This is a genomic window from Paenibacillus sp. MAHUQ-45 (assembly GCF_058133325.1).
In genome coordinates this window covers 231,502-244,382 of the sequence record NZ_JBYUPV010000007.1, presented here as the reverse complement: position 1 = coordinate 244,382, position 12,881 = coordinate 231,502, and the positions used below count along the sequence as shown (strand labels likewise).

The following is a 12,881-nucleotide window of genomic DNA, read 5'->3' as shown; positions in this document are numbered from 1 at the left end:
GTGTAGTAAAGCATGACCCAATTTCAATAGTAATCAGTAAGGGATTCTCGCAGCAGCCTTCCTTGGGCTGGTATGATGGATTCCTTTTTTTTGCCGTTATGCCTTTACTTTTGGGGACAAGTTCGGCACAATATTGCAAGTGACAGTTACAGCATTCGATAAGCGGAGGAATACGCATGCGTTTACGTGGAAGAAAAGGAATACGTGAAAGTCTCGAGGGCCAGGCTGATCTGGTTGTCCTCGACCCCCGTAGCCATAAAGGGCAATGGGCTGCCTTGTTCGGGAATGACCATCCGATTCATGTCGAATTTGGAATGGGCAAAGGGCAGTTTATCAGCCAAATGAGCTCCAAATATCCCGATATCAACTTTATCGGTGTGGACATGTACGATGAATTGATCCGCCGTGCCGGAGAAAAAGCGAGAGCTGTATGGGAGCCGCAAGGTCATGAGACCCCGCCTAACCTGAAGCTGGCGCTTGCCAATATCGACTATGCGGAAGAAGTGTTTGCTCCGGAGGAGCTAGAACGCATCTACCTGAACTTCAGTGACCCTTGGCCGAAGAGCAAGCATGCCCGTCGTCGTCTAACGCATCCGCGTTTTCTCGACAAATATCGTGGCCTGCTGAGCCCTCTGGGCGAGATTCATTTGAAGACGGATTCCAGAAGTTTGTTCGAGTTCTCGCTGAATTCTTTTGCGGATTTCGGGTTGCAAATGAAGAACATTTCACTTGATCTGCATACGGACGGTGTGATCAATGAAGAGCATGTGATGACAGAATATGAGACGAAGTTCTACGGACGGGGAGTCAATATTCATCGCTGCGAAGCCATTGTGGGTTCAGAGGCGCTGGCACGTTATCAGGCCACCCGGATGGACAAGTACAGACTATAATGTTATCAGTTAAAAGCCGGCAAGCCTCCGTATTCACGAAGGACTTGCCGGCTTTTATTTCGGCCCTGAGGGCCGCTGTTTGCTTTTACTCCAGCATATCGAGAATGCTTTGGGCACTCTGCAAGGGATGGTAGCGGGCGATTCGTTCCAAATGGTGCTTCCGCTTGTTCTGCATATCCTCATAGTTGTTCAACAGGCGCTCCATCCATTTGACGACAACATCGAGAGACTCAATGGGCTCGCCGAACCCGGCCGCCGTGAAATAACGACAATTCTCTTCCTCCTGTCCGGGCAAGGGATGATGGAAGAGCATCGGAATGCCTTTGGCTAGGCCTTCACTACAAGTCATGCCGCCTGGCTTGGTGACGAGCAGATCAGATACCTCCATCAGCTTGTCGACCTCACGCGTGAACCCGAGGAGGCGAATATTAGGGTGGTTATACACCGGGTTTCTGCGCATTTCCTCCAGAAGCTTCTCGTTCTGACCAAGACAAAATACGATTTGGATCTGCTCCCGATACCCTGCCAAGAAATGATTGACCGTCTCGTCGTTCATCATCCCCCAGCCGCCTCCCATCACCATCACCGTTGGCTTATCATGAAGACCGAATTGCTCCAGAATCTCCGCTCTGCCAGGATGCTCCCAGAAATTGGGGTGCACCGGCATTCCCGTAACCTGTATACTGGCAGAGGCGACTCCGCGGCGAAGCAGCTTGGATTTCACCTCCGGCGTAGAGACGAAATAACGGTCCACATGTGGACTGATCCAGCTGGCATGCGCATCGTAATCGGTGATGACAGTGCAGAGCGGAACTTTAAAATCCGGGTCCAGCCGCTTCAGGCGGGAGATCACTGCACTGGGAATAAAGTGGGTGCATACGATGATATCCGGCTGCAACTGCTTCATAATATTTTTGGTATGGGTATAAAAAATGCGATGCAGGGCAAGCGTGGTAAGGCGGTTAAATGATTTCTGATGACGGTAGACATACCCCATCAGCCGTGGCTGAGTGGTCACCGTCTTCCGGTAAGCAGATACGATAAGAGGTGCCATTTTAGGATTTAGAAAGTTCCCTAATTCAAGCACCTTCGTTTGAACATTGGGCGACAGCTTGCGCAGGCTGCTGGACAGCGCATAGGCTGCCTGCGTATGACCTGCGCCAAAGCCTTCCGACAGCAAAAGCACTCTTTTTTTGCGCAATGTATAGTTCACCTGTTCTCAAAAGGGATTCTAATATTCTAGCCTACCCTGTTCAGGACCATAAGGCAATTGTGCCGGCAGCAACTCCGGTACCTATTACAGCACCTGCAAGCACATCGGACGGATAATGCAGGCCCAGGTACATCCGTGAGAATCCGACAGTGCATCCTAACGGAAGCAACACAAAGGCGAGCGGCGGAAAGGCTGCCATATAAGGAACGAGCCAAGCAAAGATAGCAGTAGTATGACCTGATGGAAAAGAATGATCCTTAAGCGGGTTGCGAAACGTCCGTGTACCCGGAAGGGCCAGATAGGGGCGCCTGCGCGGATACAGCTTCTTGGCGATAGCCACGGGCACATGACTGACAGCCAGCGAAGCTAGCGCCTGTATCGCCGTTGTTCTCCATGGCTGGGGAGCGAAGGCCCAAATCAGCAGATTAGTGCCGATTGCGAGGGTTGCTCCACCCAGATGCGTGAGATGGTAAAGCCAGAAGTTCAAAAACCGGTTATGCATCCGGCCGTTAATCCATTGAAAAAGACGCCGCTCCCAGAGATGCAGTTTCATGAATAAATGTCTCATAATCGTTGTCCCTCCGCTAGTCCGGCTATCGGTTTAGCATTGATGCGGCAATCCGTTCTTAAAAAGTGAAGCCGTCTTTATCATACTTTTTTAAGGGAGCCCATTCAAGAAAAAGCTCAGCTTTGCGCGAAAATTGCCAGTTTTGACTTGGGATACCCTTACGCCTTACAATGATTCAAGCAGGCCGAACGTGTTTAAAAGGTAACAGAGAAAAATGGGTTTCACCTCAGGGAATCCGAACAATCCTTTAGCGCGGAAGATATAAAAAACCAGGACCCTGCCAACAATAAGTGAATGCTTGTAGTCTATTTTGTAAGGGATGCAACAAAAGGGTCAGAAAGAACGTTTTACAAGCCAGAGAGAAAAAGAACACCATGAGTGAAAAAAAGGGGGCATTAAAAAAGGTCATGACAGACGCACTGTTTGTTACGCTCCAAGTGATCTTGGCGGCGATCGCGATTTACCAGTTTTCGTTCTCGCTGTTCGGACTGCAAAAGAAAAAAAGAAAAGAGCAGTTCAAGCCGGAAAAATCGTTTGCAGTACTTGTTGCGGCGCACAATGAAGAAGAAGTAGTTGGCGCACTGATGGAAAACCTGAAACAGCTTAATTATCCGCCGGAGCTGTACGATGTATTCGTGATTTGTGACAATTGTACGGATGGGACGGCCCGGATTGTTCGGGAGCACGGCATGAATGCCTGCGTCCGTACCAATGCCAATCTGCGAGGTAAGGGCTATGCGATTGAATGGATGCTCAAGGAACTGTGGGGCATGCAGCGTCAGTATGACGCCGTCGTGATGTTCGATGCCGATAACCTGGCGCACACCGAGTTCTTGATGGAAATGAACAATGATCTCTGTTCAGGGGCACGAGTGATTCAGGGCTACATTGATACGAAGAATCCAGAAGATTCATGGATTACGGCCGCTTACGGTGTATCTTACTGGTACATCAACCGTCTATGGCAGCTCTCCCGTCACAACCTGGGCATGGCGAATTTCCTTGGTGGCACCGGCATGTGCTTTGAGACCAAGCTGCTGAAGGAAATGGGTTGGGGAGCCACAAGTCTGGTTGAGGATCTGGAGTTCACCATGCGCAGCGCTTCGAAGGGTGTATATCCGAAGTTCAACTATGACGCCAAGGTCTTCGATGAGAAACCATTGACCTTCAAGGCCTCCTCAAGACAACGCCTACGCTGGATGCAGGGACACTTCACGGTGGCCCGTCGTTATTTCTTCCCGCTGCTGTGGCAGAGTATTAAGGAACGCAGTCTGACGAAGTTTGACCTCGCCCTTTATGGGGCAAACGTATATATTGTGCTGCTTACATTCCTGATGACAGCGGTCATGTGGATCGACAATGCCTTCTTTAACGGACCGAACATTGCTAATATTTATGGACACCTTCCATTATGGCTGGGCTTTGTGGCTATAGGAGGGAACCTGCTTACGTTCTTCTTGGCGATGATCTTAGAGAAGGTCAAGTTCAAGAAGGTATATGCATATTTGCTTCTGTTCCCAATCTACTTGATCTCGTGGTATCCGATTACGTTCTATGCGTTCTTCACGCAGAACAACAAGCAATGGAGCCACACCAAGCATACGCGTGTCGTAAGGCTGGAGGAAGTGCAAAGCAAGCAGGGATAGTGGTTTGCTGATGTTTTTTTGTAAAAAGTCGAAAACCTGTTGACATTCATATAGACAACAGTGTATAGTATTTAAGTGTGAAAAACATAGAGATTGCAAGAAGAAGCACCGGCTTCTCACCTGACTGGCATTATGCTAGCTGGTTTTGATCTCAATGCTTTATGAATGTTAATGTTCATGAACGTTGATCAAACAGGGGTGTCGGGAGTTACCGGCATCCCTTTTTTATGAAGTTGTGCTGAAGTTTATCGTTAACAAGATCCGGAGGTGGAGAGTTATCAGTAAGGAACATATGATCAATGATGAAATTCGGGCCAAAGAGGTTCGGTTGGTAGGTGCGGAAGGTGAGCAAATCGGAATTAAACCGATCCGCGAGGCACTGCAAATGGCGATCGATCTTAATCTGGATTTAGTCAACGTAGCGCCACAGGCGAAACCGCCGGTATGCCGCATCATGGATTACGGCAAGTTCCGTTATGAAACGCAGAAGAAAGAGAAGGAAGCGCGTAAGAACCAGAAGATCGTTGATATCAAGGAAGTCTGGTTCCGTGCCAACATTGAGGAACATGATTATCAAACCAAGTTCCGCAATGTGGTTAAATTCCTGAACGAAGGCGATAAGGTGAAGTGCTCGGTTCGTTTCCGCGGACGTGAGATTACACATGCCAATATCGGCCAGAAGATCCTGGAACGCGTTAAGAATGAAGTTGCTGAGATCTCTGTTGTGGAACGCCTGCCTAAGTTGGAAGGCCGCAGCATGATCATGATTTTGGCTCCTAAGCCTCAATAACTCCGGAACCCTTTGCTCAGCAATGGGGACCACATAATATTCAAGGAGGAAACACAATGCCTAAAATGAAAACACACAGCAGCCTTAAAGGCCGCTTCAAAATTACCGGAACTGGTAAAGTAACACGTTACAAAGCACACAGAAATCACTTGTTGTCCCACAAATCCAAACGTGCTAAGCGCGTATTGGGAACGAACCCTGTTATGGCCCCTGGGGATGTAAGACGTTTGAAACAACAATTGGGTAATTTGTAATATTTACTACACATTTTTGGGAGGTTTATTAATATGGCAAGAGTTAAAGGCGGATTCGTCGTTCGTCGTAAACATAAAAAAGTATTGAAGTTGGCAAAAGGTTATTTCGGTTCCAAACACCGCATTTTCAAAACAGCTAAAGAACAAGTAATGAAATCGATGGTTTACGCATACCGCGACCGTCGTCAAACTAAACGTAACTTCCGCAGACTGTGGATCGTTCGTATCAATGCTGCAGCTCGTTTGAACGGTTTGTCTTACAGCAAACTTGTACACGGCCTGAAACTGGCTGGCGTAGAAGTAAACCGCAAGATGCTGGCTGATCTGGCTGTGAATGATATCAACGCATTCAACTCGCTGGCAGTTGTAGCCAAAGAGAAAATCAACGCGTAAGTGTTGTAATATAACCGAAAAGCACCGCTATACGGGGAACCCGCAGGCGGTGCTTTTTTGTGGGATGAGAGAGTTCTTCCGGAATTTTTGACTAAGACCGAGCCTTAACAACGATCTTGCGTTGGGGCTTTTTATCGCGGCAATTATCTATTCCCAGTATTTGGTGGTGTTAAGCTGAAGAGCAAGCTTTTTGCTAATACCCCGTCTGACTTTCCGTAGCTCGGCGCGTTCTTCAGCTGACTCGCTGATCAACTTCTCTTCATCGGTCTCAGGAATGACTGTCGGTACTGCAGCTGGCCGTCCGTCCTCGCCAATAGCTACAAATGTCAGGAAAGAGGTCGCTGCAACAGCACGTTCGCCAGTGTAGAGGTTCTCTGCGATAATTTTTACGAATACCTCAATACTGGTGCGTCCGGTCCAGGAGACGAAGGATTCGAAGCATACGGAATCGCTGGGCTCGATCGGGCGCAGGAAATCCACAGAATCGGTGGAAGCGGTGACGACGTTGATCCGGCAATGCCGCATGGCTGAGATAGAAGCAACTTCGTCTATTCCGCTCATCAGCTTGCCGCCGAATAATGTTTTGTGATTATTGACATCATTAGGGAAGACTCGTCCGGTTTTGAATACGCGGGATTCCCGGCAGTATTTGAAGGCGGGAGCCGCCGCTGGGATTTCTTTGTTTTCACTCATTTTCTGAAACTTCCTTTCCTGCTTTGTAAGCACTCATAATAATAGAAATTGCGATTCTGTGCAATAATATTAAAAAGAAGAAAGCGGAAGCTGCTGCAGATGTTTCGACTTATCTAACGTGTTTTGTATGCTTTTGTTACATATTATGACAGGGATAGCGCTTTCTTGAGTCGAAAAGACAAATTATTATTGACCTTCGGTCATTAATAGACTGGATTTTAGCATTTTTTGCGGGTATAATTTGAGCTAATGGATGTCCAATTAGAAACACAGAGGACGACCAATTTATTAAGGGGGATCACTATCAATGAAAAAGGTTTTCAAGCTGTCTCTCGTTACGATGCTTTCTCTAACAGTAATCTTGTCTGGCTGCGGAAAAAGTAATAACGCCGGCACTAATGCAGCAAACGGTGGAGAAGCCGCTCCTAAATCCGATGTTAAGATCGGTATGGTTACTGACGTAGGCGGAGTTAACGACAAATCCTTTAACCAATCCACTTGGGAAGCGCTGCAAGCCCTTCAGAAGGAAAAAGGTGTAGAGGTTAAATACTTGCAAAGTAAATCTAATGCAGACTATCAGCCGAACTTGAACCAATTCGTAAAGGGTGGATACAACCTGACATGGGGTATCGGTTTTGACCTTGGCGATGCTATTAAAGTAGTAGCTGGAGAAAACCCTAACGCCAACCTGGCAATCATCGACAGCGTTGTAGATGCTCCTAACGTTGAATCCGTTACTTTTGCTGAGAACGAAGGTTCTTTCTTGGTGGGTGTTGTTGCAGGTCTAACAACTAAAACTAACAAAGTAGCTTTTGTTGGCGGTATGGAAAGCCCGGTTATCAAACGTTTTGAAGTTGGCTTCAAAGCAGGTGTACTCGCGGTTAACCCAAATGCTGATGTGAAAATTACTTATGCTGGTGCTTATGATAAGCCTGATACTGGTAAGTCCTTGGCAGCTACATTGTATGACTCTGGCGCGGACATTATCTTCCCTGCTGCTGGTGCAACAGGAACTGGTGTGTTCAACGAAGCTAAATCCCGCAACAAATCGGGCGGAAGTAAAGTATGGGTTATCGGTGTAGATAAAGACCAATCTCTGGAATTTGGTGATGATGTAACCCTGACTTCCATGATCAAACGTGTAGACCAAGCGGTTAAGAAAGTATCTGAGCAAGTAATCGATGGTACCTTCAAAGGTGGTACAGTTACCAATCTTGGCTTGAAAGACGATGGCGTAGGTCTTCCTGAAACTTCGAAGGCTAACGTAAGTCCGGAAATTCTGGCTAAAGTAGATGAGTACAAGCAACAAATCATCGACGGAAAGATCACAGTTCCTGCTGAGTAATACTGCCTCACTTTTTCGTGTATTACACAATAGTACAAGGGAGCAAGGCCGGTTATACAGCTGGCCTTGTTCTTTGGTTAAGGCGTTAATTTGTAAGTAGGTAGGCAGTGATGACGTCCTGGATGGGGCGATAAATCGCTTTCTTAAGAGAGTTTTTACTCCGTTGTATTATATTCTGTGATGAGGGTGATTCCATGAGTGCTGCGGCTCCAGTCGTAGAGTTGAAGCAAATCACAAAACGTTTTCCTGGTATTGTCGCCAACGATTCCATCAGCCTGACTCTTGAAAAAGGGGAAATCCACGCATTGCTCGGTGAGAATGGTGCAGGGAAGTCCACTTTGATGAACATCGTATTTGGGCTGTATCAACCAGATGAAGGCAGTATTGAGATTGACGGGAAACCGGTGATGATCGATAGTCCGAATAAAGCCATTGAGCTTGGTATCGGTATGGTTCACCAACATTTCAAGCTAGTAGATCCTTTTACGGTAACCGAGAATATTGTTCTTGGCATGGAACCGAAAAAAGGTCTTAAAATCGACTATAAATCCGCTGCGGAGCAGGTTCGGAAACTGTCTGAGCAGTATGGACTTCAAGTCAATCCAAATGCCAAAATCCATGATATTTCTGTAGGCATGCAGCAGCGGGTTGAAATTATGAAGACCCTGTATCGCGGAGCGGATATTCTCATATTTGACGAGCCAACTGCTGTACTTACACCGCAGGAGATTAAAGAACTGATGGACATCATGAAGCGACTCGTTGCTGAAGGTAAATCCATTATTCTGATTACTCATAAGCTTAAGGAAATCATGCAGATCTCTGATCGGGTTACCATTATCCGTCGCGGAAAAGTTATTGATACCGTCAAGACTTCTGAGACTAACCCTAATGAACTGGCCGAGAAAATGGTAGGACGCGGGGTAACCTTTAAAGTGGACAAGAAGCCTCCAGAGATCGGTTCAGCCGTACTGAAGCTTGATAATGTCAACAGCAAGAACAAGGACGGCGTGCCTGTATTGAATGGACTTAGCTTTGAAGTTAAAGCAGGAGAGATTCTGGGTATTGCTGGTGTCGACGGCAACGGACAGAGTGAGTTAATCCAGGCGATCACCGGTCTGCGTAGGATTGATTCCGGTTCCATTAGTATGGAAGGCCAGGAGATTGCGAACCTCTCCCCGCGTAAAGTTACCGAGAAGAATGTCTCCCATATACCGGAGGACCGTCATAAACATGGTCTTGTCCTTGATTTCTCGATGAGTGAGAACATGGTGCTGGAAACTTACTATAAGAAGCCATATAACCAAAGTGGATTCTTGAATTATGACATTATTAATAAGCATGCAGGAGAGCTTATCCAGCAATTCGACGTGCGGACACCTTCTCTGGAGACGAAGGCTCGTTCCTTGTCCGGGGGAAATCAGCAAAAAGCGATTATTGCGCGGGAAATAGATAAAAATCCGACATTGCTCATCGCGGCTCAGCCAACCCGTGGTCTTGATGTGGGTGCGATTGAATTTGTGCAAAAGCAGCTTATCGCTCAGCGTGATCAAGGCAAAGCTGTTCTGCTCATTTCCTTTGAGCTGGACGAAATTATGAACGTATCCGACAGAATTGCCGTTATTTATGAAGGACAGATTGTCGGCGAAGTGTATCCGCAGGACACAAATGACCAGGAACTGGGTCTGATGATGGCGGGTAGCTTGAAGCGGGGAGGGAAGACGGTTGAATAAGCTTAGAAAAATCTTTGCGACGGACAGCTATATTATTCCTCTTGTCGCGATTATCCTTGGATTCCTGGTCGGCGCTATTGTCATGCTAGCGGGAGGATATGATCCGATTGCAGCATACTCTGCGCTGTTCAAACGCGTATTCGGCAGCACGTATGACATCGGGGAAGCCATCCGTGAGATGACACCGCTTATGCTGACCGGACTTGCCGTAGCTTTTGCCTTCCGTTCAGGGATGTTCAACATCGGTGCGGACGGACAAGTTCTGATTGGGATGACAGCGGCATCGGTAGTCGGCATTAAGCTGGCTGCTCTGCCATCCTTCCTGCTTGTTCCACTCGCTGTGATTGCTGCTGGACTCTGCGGCGGTATTTGGGCCGGTTTTGCCGGTTACCTTAAGGCTAAACGTGGGATTAACGAAGTTATCACGACCATTATGTTGAACTGGATCGCATTGTTCTTTGCGAATTATATCGTTAGAACCTTCTTGTTAATTCCGGGTCAGAACCGTTCGGAAGATATCCCAGCTTCGCTCTCTATGACCTTCCTTAATTCTTTCTTCGACAATGCCCGTCTCCACTGGGGAACAGCCATTGCGTTAGCAGCCGCCGTCTTCTTCTATGTTTATCTATGGAAAACAAAGCAAGGATACGAAATGCGTGCGGTAGGTCTTAATCCACATGCTGCAGAGTATGCCGGGATGAATGTCGGCCGAAATGTCATCAAAGCGATGTTTATTAGTGGGGTATTCGCGGGTCTAGCCGGAGCAGGTGAAGTCCTTGGTGTATTCCACTACCAATCTGTCTTCGCAGGTTCGCCGGGCTATGGCTTCGACGGTATTGCGGTAGCACTGCTTGGTTTGACCCATCCGTTCGGTGTCATTTTGGCAGCGATATTGTATGGTACGCTGACCTACGGTGCAGCAGGTATGAGTTTTGGTGCGGATGTACCGCCTGAACTGATCCGTATCGTTATCGGTTCGATTATTTTCTTCATTGCTGCACAAGGTATTGTGCGCTGGGTACTCAAACCATTTTACTTCAAGCGCAAGAAAGAGAAGGTGTTATAGATGGATGTGCTGACGCTATTAGGCCAGTTGCTCAATACGACGCTTGTATTTTCCACAGCGCTCATTTTCGCCTCCCTCGGCGGCATCTTCTCGGAACGCTCCGGTGTAGTTAACATTGGGCTTGAAGGTTTGATGATGTTTGGTGCTTTTGCCGCTGCTGTAGGGGGATATTACGCCCAAGAAGCCGGCATGGGTGAATTGGCGCCCTGGGTAGGGGTGCTGTCTGCGATGGCAGTGGGGATTATCGGTTCATTAATTCACGCCGTTGCCTCGATTACGTTCAAAGCAGATCAGACCATCAGTGGTACGGTGATCAACTTCTTGGCGGCAGGCAGTACGCTTTATATGGTAAAGCTATTGTTTGAAGGCTCGGGAGAGACTCCATTATTGGATGGTTTCAGCAAGTTTGCTATTCCAGGTCTGTCCAAAATTCCGGTTATCGGAGAAGGAATCTTCAATTCCTATCCGACGACTTATCTTGCCATTGTGCTGGTGATCATTGTTTACCTGGTACTCTTCAAGACGCCGTTTGGTCTTCGTTTGCGAGCTGTGGGTGAACATCCGAGTGCTGCGGATACGCTGGGTGTTAATGTAAACAAAATGCGTTATATTGGCGTAATGATGAGTGGTATGCTCGCTGGTATTGGCGGCGCCACGATTACATTGACGACAACGGGCACCTTTGCCCATAATACGATTTCGGGTCAAGGCTTTATCGCTATTGCAGCGATGATCTTCGGAAAGTGGAACCCGCTCGGTGCTTTTGGTGCGGCCGTATTCTTTGGCTTCTCTCAAGCGATCCGCAACTACGTACAATTGTTCGAATGGTCCAAGAACATTCCTCAGGAATTTATCTTTATGATTCCTTATGTGCTGACGATTATCGTGCTTGTAAGTACTGTAGGACGTTCGTCAGCTCCTAAGGCTTTGGGGCAACCGTACGATCCAAGTAAACGCTAGATCAGAGTAACAGGTTAGGCAAATATAGTTCAAGCCGCATTTTCGGTATTTCCGGGAATGCGGCTTTTTTTGTTTCCATACCTGAAAGTAAATTTAGCAGAACAGGCGGATGAACAGGCAGGCGTATTATCCAGCGAATACACTGTTTTGAAGATGTAAGCAAAGGACTGACAAGAGCAGAGCCAATTGAATGCGAAGAACATTCGAAGGGATGGGTTTCGTACAACATTTGAGGAGGGATATTATGGCACAAGCGGTCACCAAGAAGCAGGTCATGAAGCTGGTTGGCAAACATATCGTAGCGGTCAAAAAAGATGGAACGAAGGTATCAGGAAAATTGGTCCGCATTTCCGGAAATCGTTTGATATTGCAGCGTTCTAGTGGCAAAAAAGTGCAAACGAAGGCATTGATTCCGCTGGTGCTGTTTGATTTGCTCGCTGTAGGGACGGCTCCATATGGATATGGCGGATACGGCGGCGTACCTTATGGTGGCGGATATGGATATGGCGGCTACGGTCCTGGATACGGGTACGGTGGAGCACCTTATCCTTATGGATTTTACTAAGTGGATATAGCCGCATGGGTTTTAAGATAATTGTTTTTCCATCTCATAGATGTACCCCTGTTTATGATAACGGGTCGTCTTGTAGCCCAGCTTACGATAGAAGGTAAGGCCGGCTGTATTACCGGAATCTACCGATAACTTGGCCCGCTGGCACCCGCGTGATAGTGCAAATCGCTCTGCCCGATCCATGAGCAGATTCCCCCAGCGTTTGCGCCGAGCGGCGGGTGTGATGGCCAGCATGTCGATATAAAGCAGATCCCCGTGCAGCATAAAGTGGACAAACCCCAGCGGATCACTCTCGTAATCGGTGCAGGCAACAAGCGTCACACCGTGACCTATCCGGCGGGGCAAATCTTTTCGTACCTGGGAAATCATTTTCTGTGGCAGATGGGATAATGGGACGAGCTGCTTCTCGATCAAGTCGAGGATGACAGCATCGTCCTGTTTCGGTCTGCGGTAACGGATCATATGGCGCCCCCTTTCCACGCATTGTCGTACCATCATATGACAGTAGGAGGGGGAAGCGTTCCGTAAGGGTGAAGGGGACGAGAAAGTTTTTTAAAAATATGGGTATTGACTAATCCGTGTGAGGAATCATATAATGTGTCTAAACATTTTAACGAGCATACATGTATCGGCAATGATGAGGACGAAGTTTTAAGGGCTCTTTTGCTCAGAGAGTGTGAGGATTTGCTGCAACCTCCACCGAAATCCCTTATATACGAGCTCACCTCGGAGCTGTTTTCCTGAAAGGTCCATCAG

General features: G+C 47.6%; 14 protein-coding genes. 10 read left to right on the top strand and 4 right to left on the bottom strand.

Translation table 11 applies throughout. The features are described from left to right. Positions 1-176: 176 nt before the first annotated feature. Complete coding sequence (gene trmB / locus AC3Y23_RS16965) at positions 177-893, top strand: tRNA (guanosine(46)-N7)-methyltransferase TrmB (protein WP_379200985.1); 717 nt, start codon at positions 177-179, stop codon at positions 891-893. Between the two features lie 85 nt (positions 894-978). Here the strand turns inward: trmB and AC3Y23_RS16960 are convergent, their stop codons facing one another. Then, positions 979-2,094 carry an MGDG synthase family glycosyltransferase gene (locus tag AC3Y23_RS16960; protein WP_379200983.1) on the bottom strand — a complete coding sequence of 372 codons (1,116 nt, stop codon included), beginning with the start codon at positions 2,092-2,094 and terminating at the stop codon, positions 979-981. Positions 2,095-2,146: 52 nt separating this feature from the next. Next, positions 2,147-2,674 carry a phosphatase PAP2 family protein gene (locus tag AC3Y23_RS16955; protein ID WP_379200981.1) on the bottom strand — a complete coding sequence of 176 codons (528 nt, stop codon included), beginning with the start codon at positions 2,672-2,674 and terminating at the stop codon, positions 2,147-2,149. Positions 2,675-3,081: 407 nt separating this feature from the next. Between AC3Y23_RS16955 and AC3Y23_RS16950 the strand changes: the two genes are divergently transcribed. The 4 genes from AC3Y23_RS16950 (at position 3,082) to rplT (ending at position 5,757) form a co-directional block, all read left to right on the top strand. After that, positions 3,082-4,320: a glycosyltransferase family 2 protein gene (locus AC3Y23_RS16950; protein WP_379201252.1), complete on the top strand. Its 1,239-nt coding sequence runs from the start codon at positions 3,082-3,084 to the stop codon at positions 4,318-4,320. 292 nt (positions 4,321-4,612) lie between these two features. Further along, entirely contained in the window at positions 4,613-5,110 is a 498-nt protein-coding gene (gene infC / locus AC3Y23_RS16945; RefSeq protein ID WP_379200979.1) for a translation initiation factor IF-3, read from the top strand. A gap of 56 nt (positions 5,111-5,166) precedes the next feature. Then, positions 5,167-5,364: a 50S ribosomal protein L35 gene (gene rpmI / locus AC3Y23_RS16940; RefSeq protein ID WP_066373235.1), complete on the top strand. Its 198-nt coding sequence runs from the start codon at positions 5,167-5,169 to the stop codon at positions 5,362-5,364. 33 nt (positions 5,365-5,397) lie between these two features. Next, positions 5,398-5,757, top strand: coding sequence for a 50S ribosomal protein L20 (gene rplT / locus AC3Y23_RS16935; RefSeq protein WP_379200976.1), 360 nt, complete (start codon positions 5,398-5,400; stop codon positions 5,755-5,757). A gap of 147 nt (positions 5,758-5,904) precedes the next feature. On the opposite strand, the gene AC3Y23_RS16930 is transcribed toward rplT, so the two are convergent. Further along, entirely contained in the window at positions 5,905-6,450 is a 546-nt protein-coding gene (locus AC3Y23_RS16930; protein WP_379200974.1) for an acyl-CoA thioesterase, read from the bottom strand. A gap of 307 nt (positions 6,451-6,757) precedes the next feature. Here AC3Y23_RS16930 and AC3Y23_RS16925 point away from each other — a divergent pair, with 307 nt between their 5' ends. The 5 genes from AC3Y23_RS16925 to AC3Y23_RS16905 all read left to right on the top strand — a co-directional run bounded on the left by AC3Y23_RS16925 (position 6,758) and on the right by AC3Y23_RS16905 (position 12,119). Continuing rightward, positions 6,758-7,795: a BMP family lipoprotein gene (locus tag AC3Y23_RS16925; RefSeq protein ID WP_379200972.1), complete on the top strand. Its 1,038-nt coding sequence runs from the start codon at positions 6,758-6,760 to the stop codon at positions 7,793-7,795. Positions 7,796-7,989: 194 nt separating this feature from the next. After that, on the top strand, positions 7,990-9,528 hold the full coding sequence (locus AC3Y23_RS16920) for an ABC transporter ATP-binding protein (RefSeq protein WP_379200969.1): 1,539 nt from the start codon (positions 7,990-7,992) through the stop codon (positions 9,526-9,528). Further along, positions 9,521-10,594: an ABC transporter permease gene (locus AC3Y23_RS16915; protein WP_379200967.1), complete on the top strand. Its 1,074-nt coding sequence runs from the start codon at positions 9,521-9,523 to the stop codon at positions 10,592-10,594. The genes AC3Y23_RS16920 and AC3Y23_RS16915 overlap by 8 nt, the downstream gene beginning before the upstream one ends. Continuing rightward, positions 10,595-11,554, top strand: a complete 960-nt coding sequence (locus AC3Y23_RS16910) for an ABC transporter permease (RefSeq protein ID WP_379200965.1) — start codon at positions 10,595-10,597, stop codon at positions 11,552-11,554. Between the two features lie 244 nt (positions 11,555-11,798). After that, complete coding sequence (locus tag AC3Y23_RS16905) at positions 11,799-12,119, top strand: hypothetical protein (RefSeq protein ID WP_379200963.1); 321 nt, start codon at positions 11,799-11,801, stop codon at positions 12,117-12,119. Positions 12,120-12,140: 21 nt separating this feature from the next. On the opposite strand, the gene AC3Y23_RS16900 is transcribed toward AC3Y23_RS16905, so the two are convergent. Next, positions 12,141-12,587 carry a GNAT family N-acetyltransferase gene (locus AC3Y23_RS16900; protein ID WP_379200961.1) on the bottom strand — a complete coding sequence of 149 codons (447 nt, stop codon included), beginning with the start codon at positions 12,585-12,587 and terminating at the stop codon, positions 12,141-12,143. Positions 12,588-12,881 lie beyond the last annotated feature (294 nt).

Coding starts and splice junctions, on each gene's coding strand:
- trmB (WP_379200985.1), top strand. CDS start 177: ATGCGTTTACGTGGAAGAAAAGGAATACGTGAAAGTCTCGAGGGCCAG.
- AC3Y23_RS16955 (WP_379200981.1), bottom strand. CDS start 2,674: ATGAGACATTTATTCATGAAACTGCATCTCTGGGAGCGGCGTCTTTTT.
- AC3Y23_RS16950 (WP_379201252.1), top strand. CDS start 3,082: ATGACAGACGCACTGTTTGTTACGCTCCAAGTGATCTTGGCGGCGATC.
- infC (WP_379200979.1), top strand. CDS start 4,613: ATGATCAATGATGAAATTCGGGCCAAAGAGGTTCGGTTGGTAGGTGCG.
- rpmI (WP_066373235.1), top strand. CDS start 5,167: ATGCCTAAAATGAAAACACACAGCAGCCTTAAAGGCCGCTTCAAAATT.
- rplT (WP_379200976.1), top strand. CDS start 5,398: ATGGCAAGAGTTAAAGGCGGATTCGTCGTTCGTCGTAAACATAAAAAA.
- AC3Y23_RS16930 (WP_379200974.1), bottom strand. CDS start 6,450: ATGAGTGAAAACAAAGAAATCCCAGCGGCGGCTCCCGCCTTCAAATAC.
- AC3Y23_RS16925 (WP_379200972.1), top strand. CDS start 6,758: ATGAAAAAGGTTTTCAAGCTGTCTCTCGTTACGATGCTTTCTCTAACA.
- AC3Y23_RS16920 (WP_379200969.1), top strand. CDS start 7,990: ATGAGTGCTGCGGCTCCAGTCGTAGAGTTGAAGCAAATCACAAAACGT.
- AC3Y23_RS16910 (WP_379200965.1), top strand. CDS start 10,595: ATGGATGTGCTGACGCTATTAGGCCAGTTGCTCAATACGACGCTTGTA.
- AC3Y23_RS16905 (WP_379200963.1), top strand. CDS start 11,799: ATGGCACAAGCGGTCACCAAGAAGCAGGTCATGAAGCTGGTTGGCAAA.
- AC3Y23_RS16900 (WP_379200961.1), bottom strand. CDS start 12,587: ATGATCCGTTACCGCAGACCGAAACAGGACGATGCTGTCATCCTCGAC.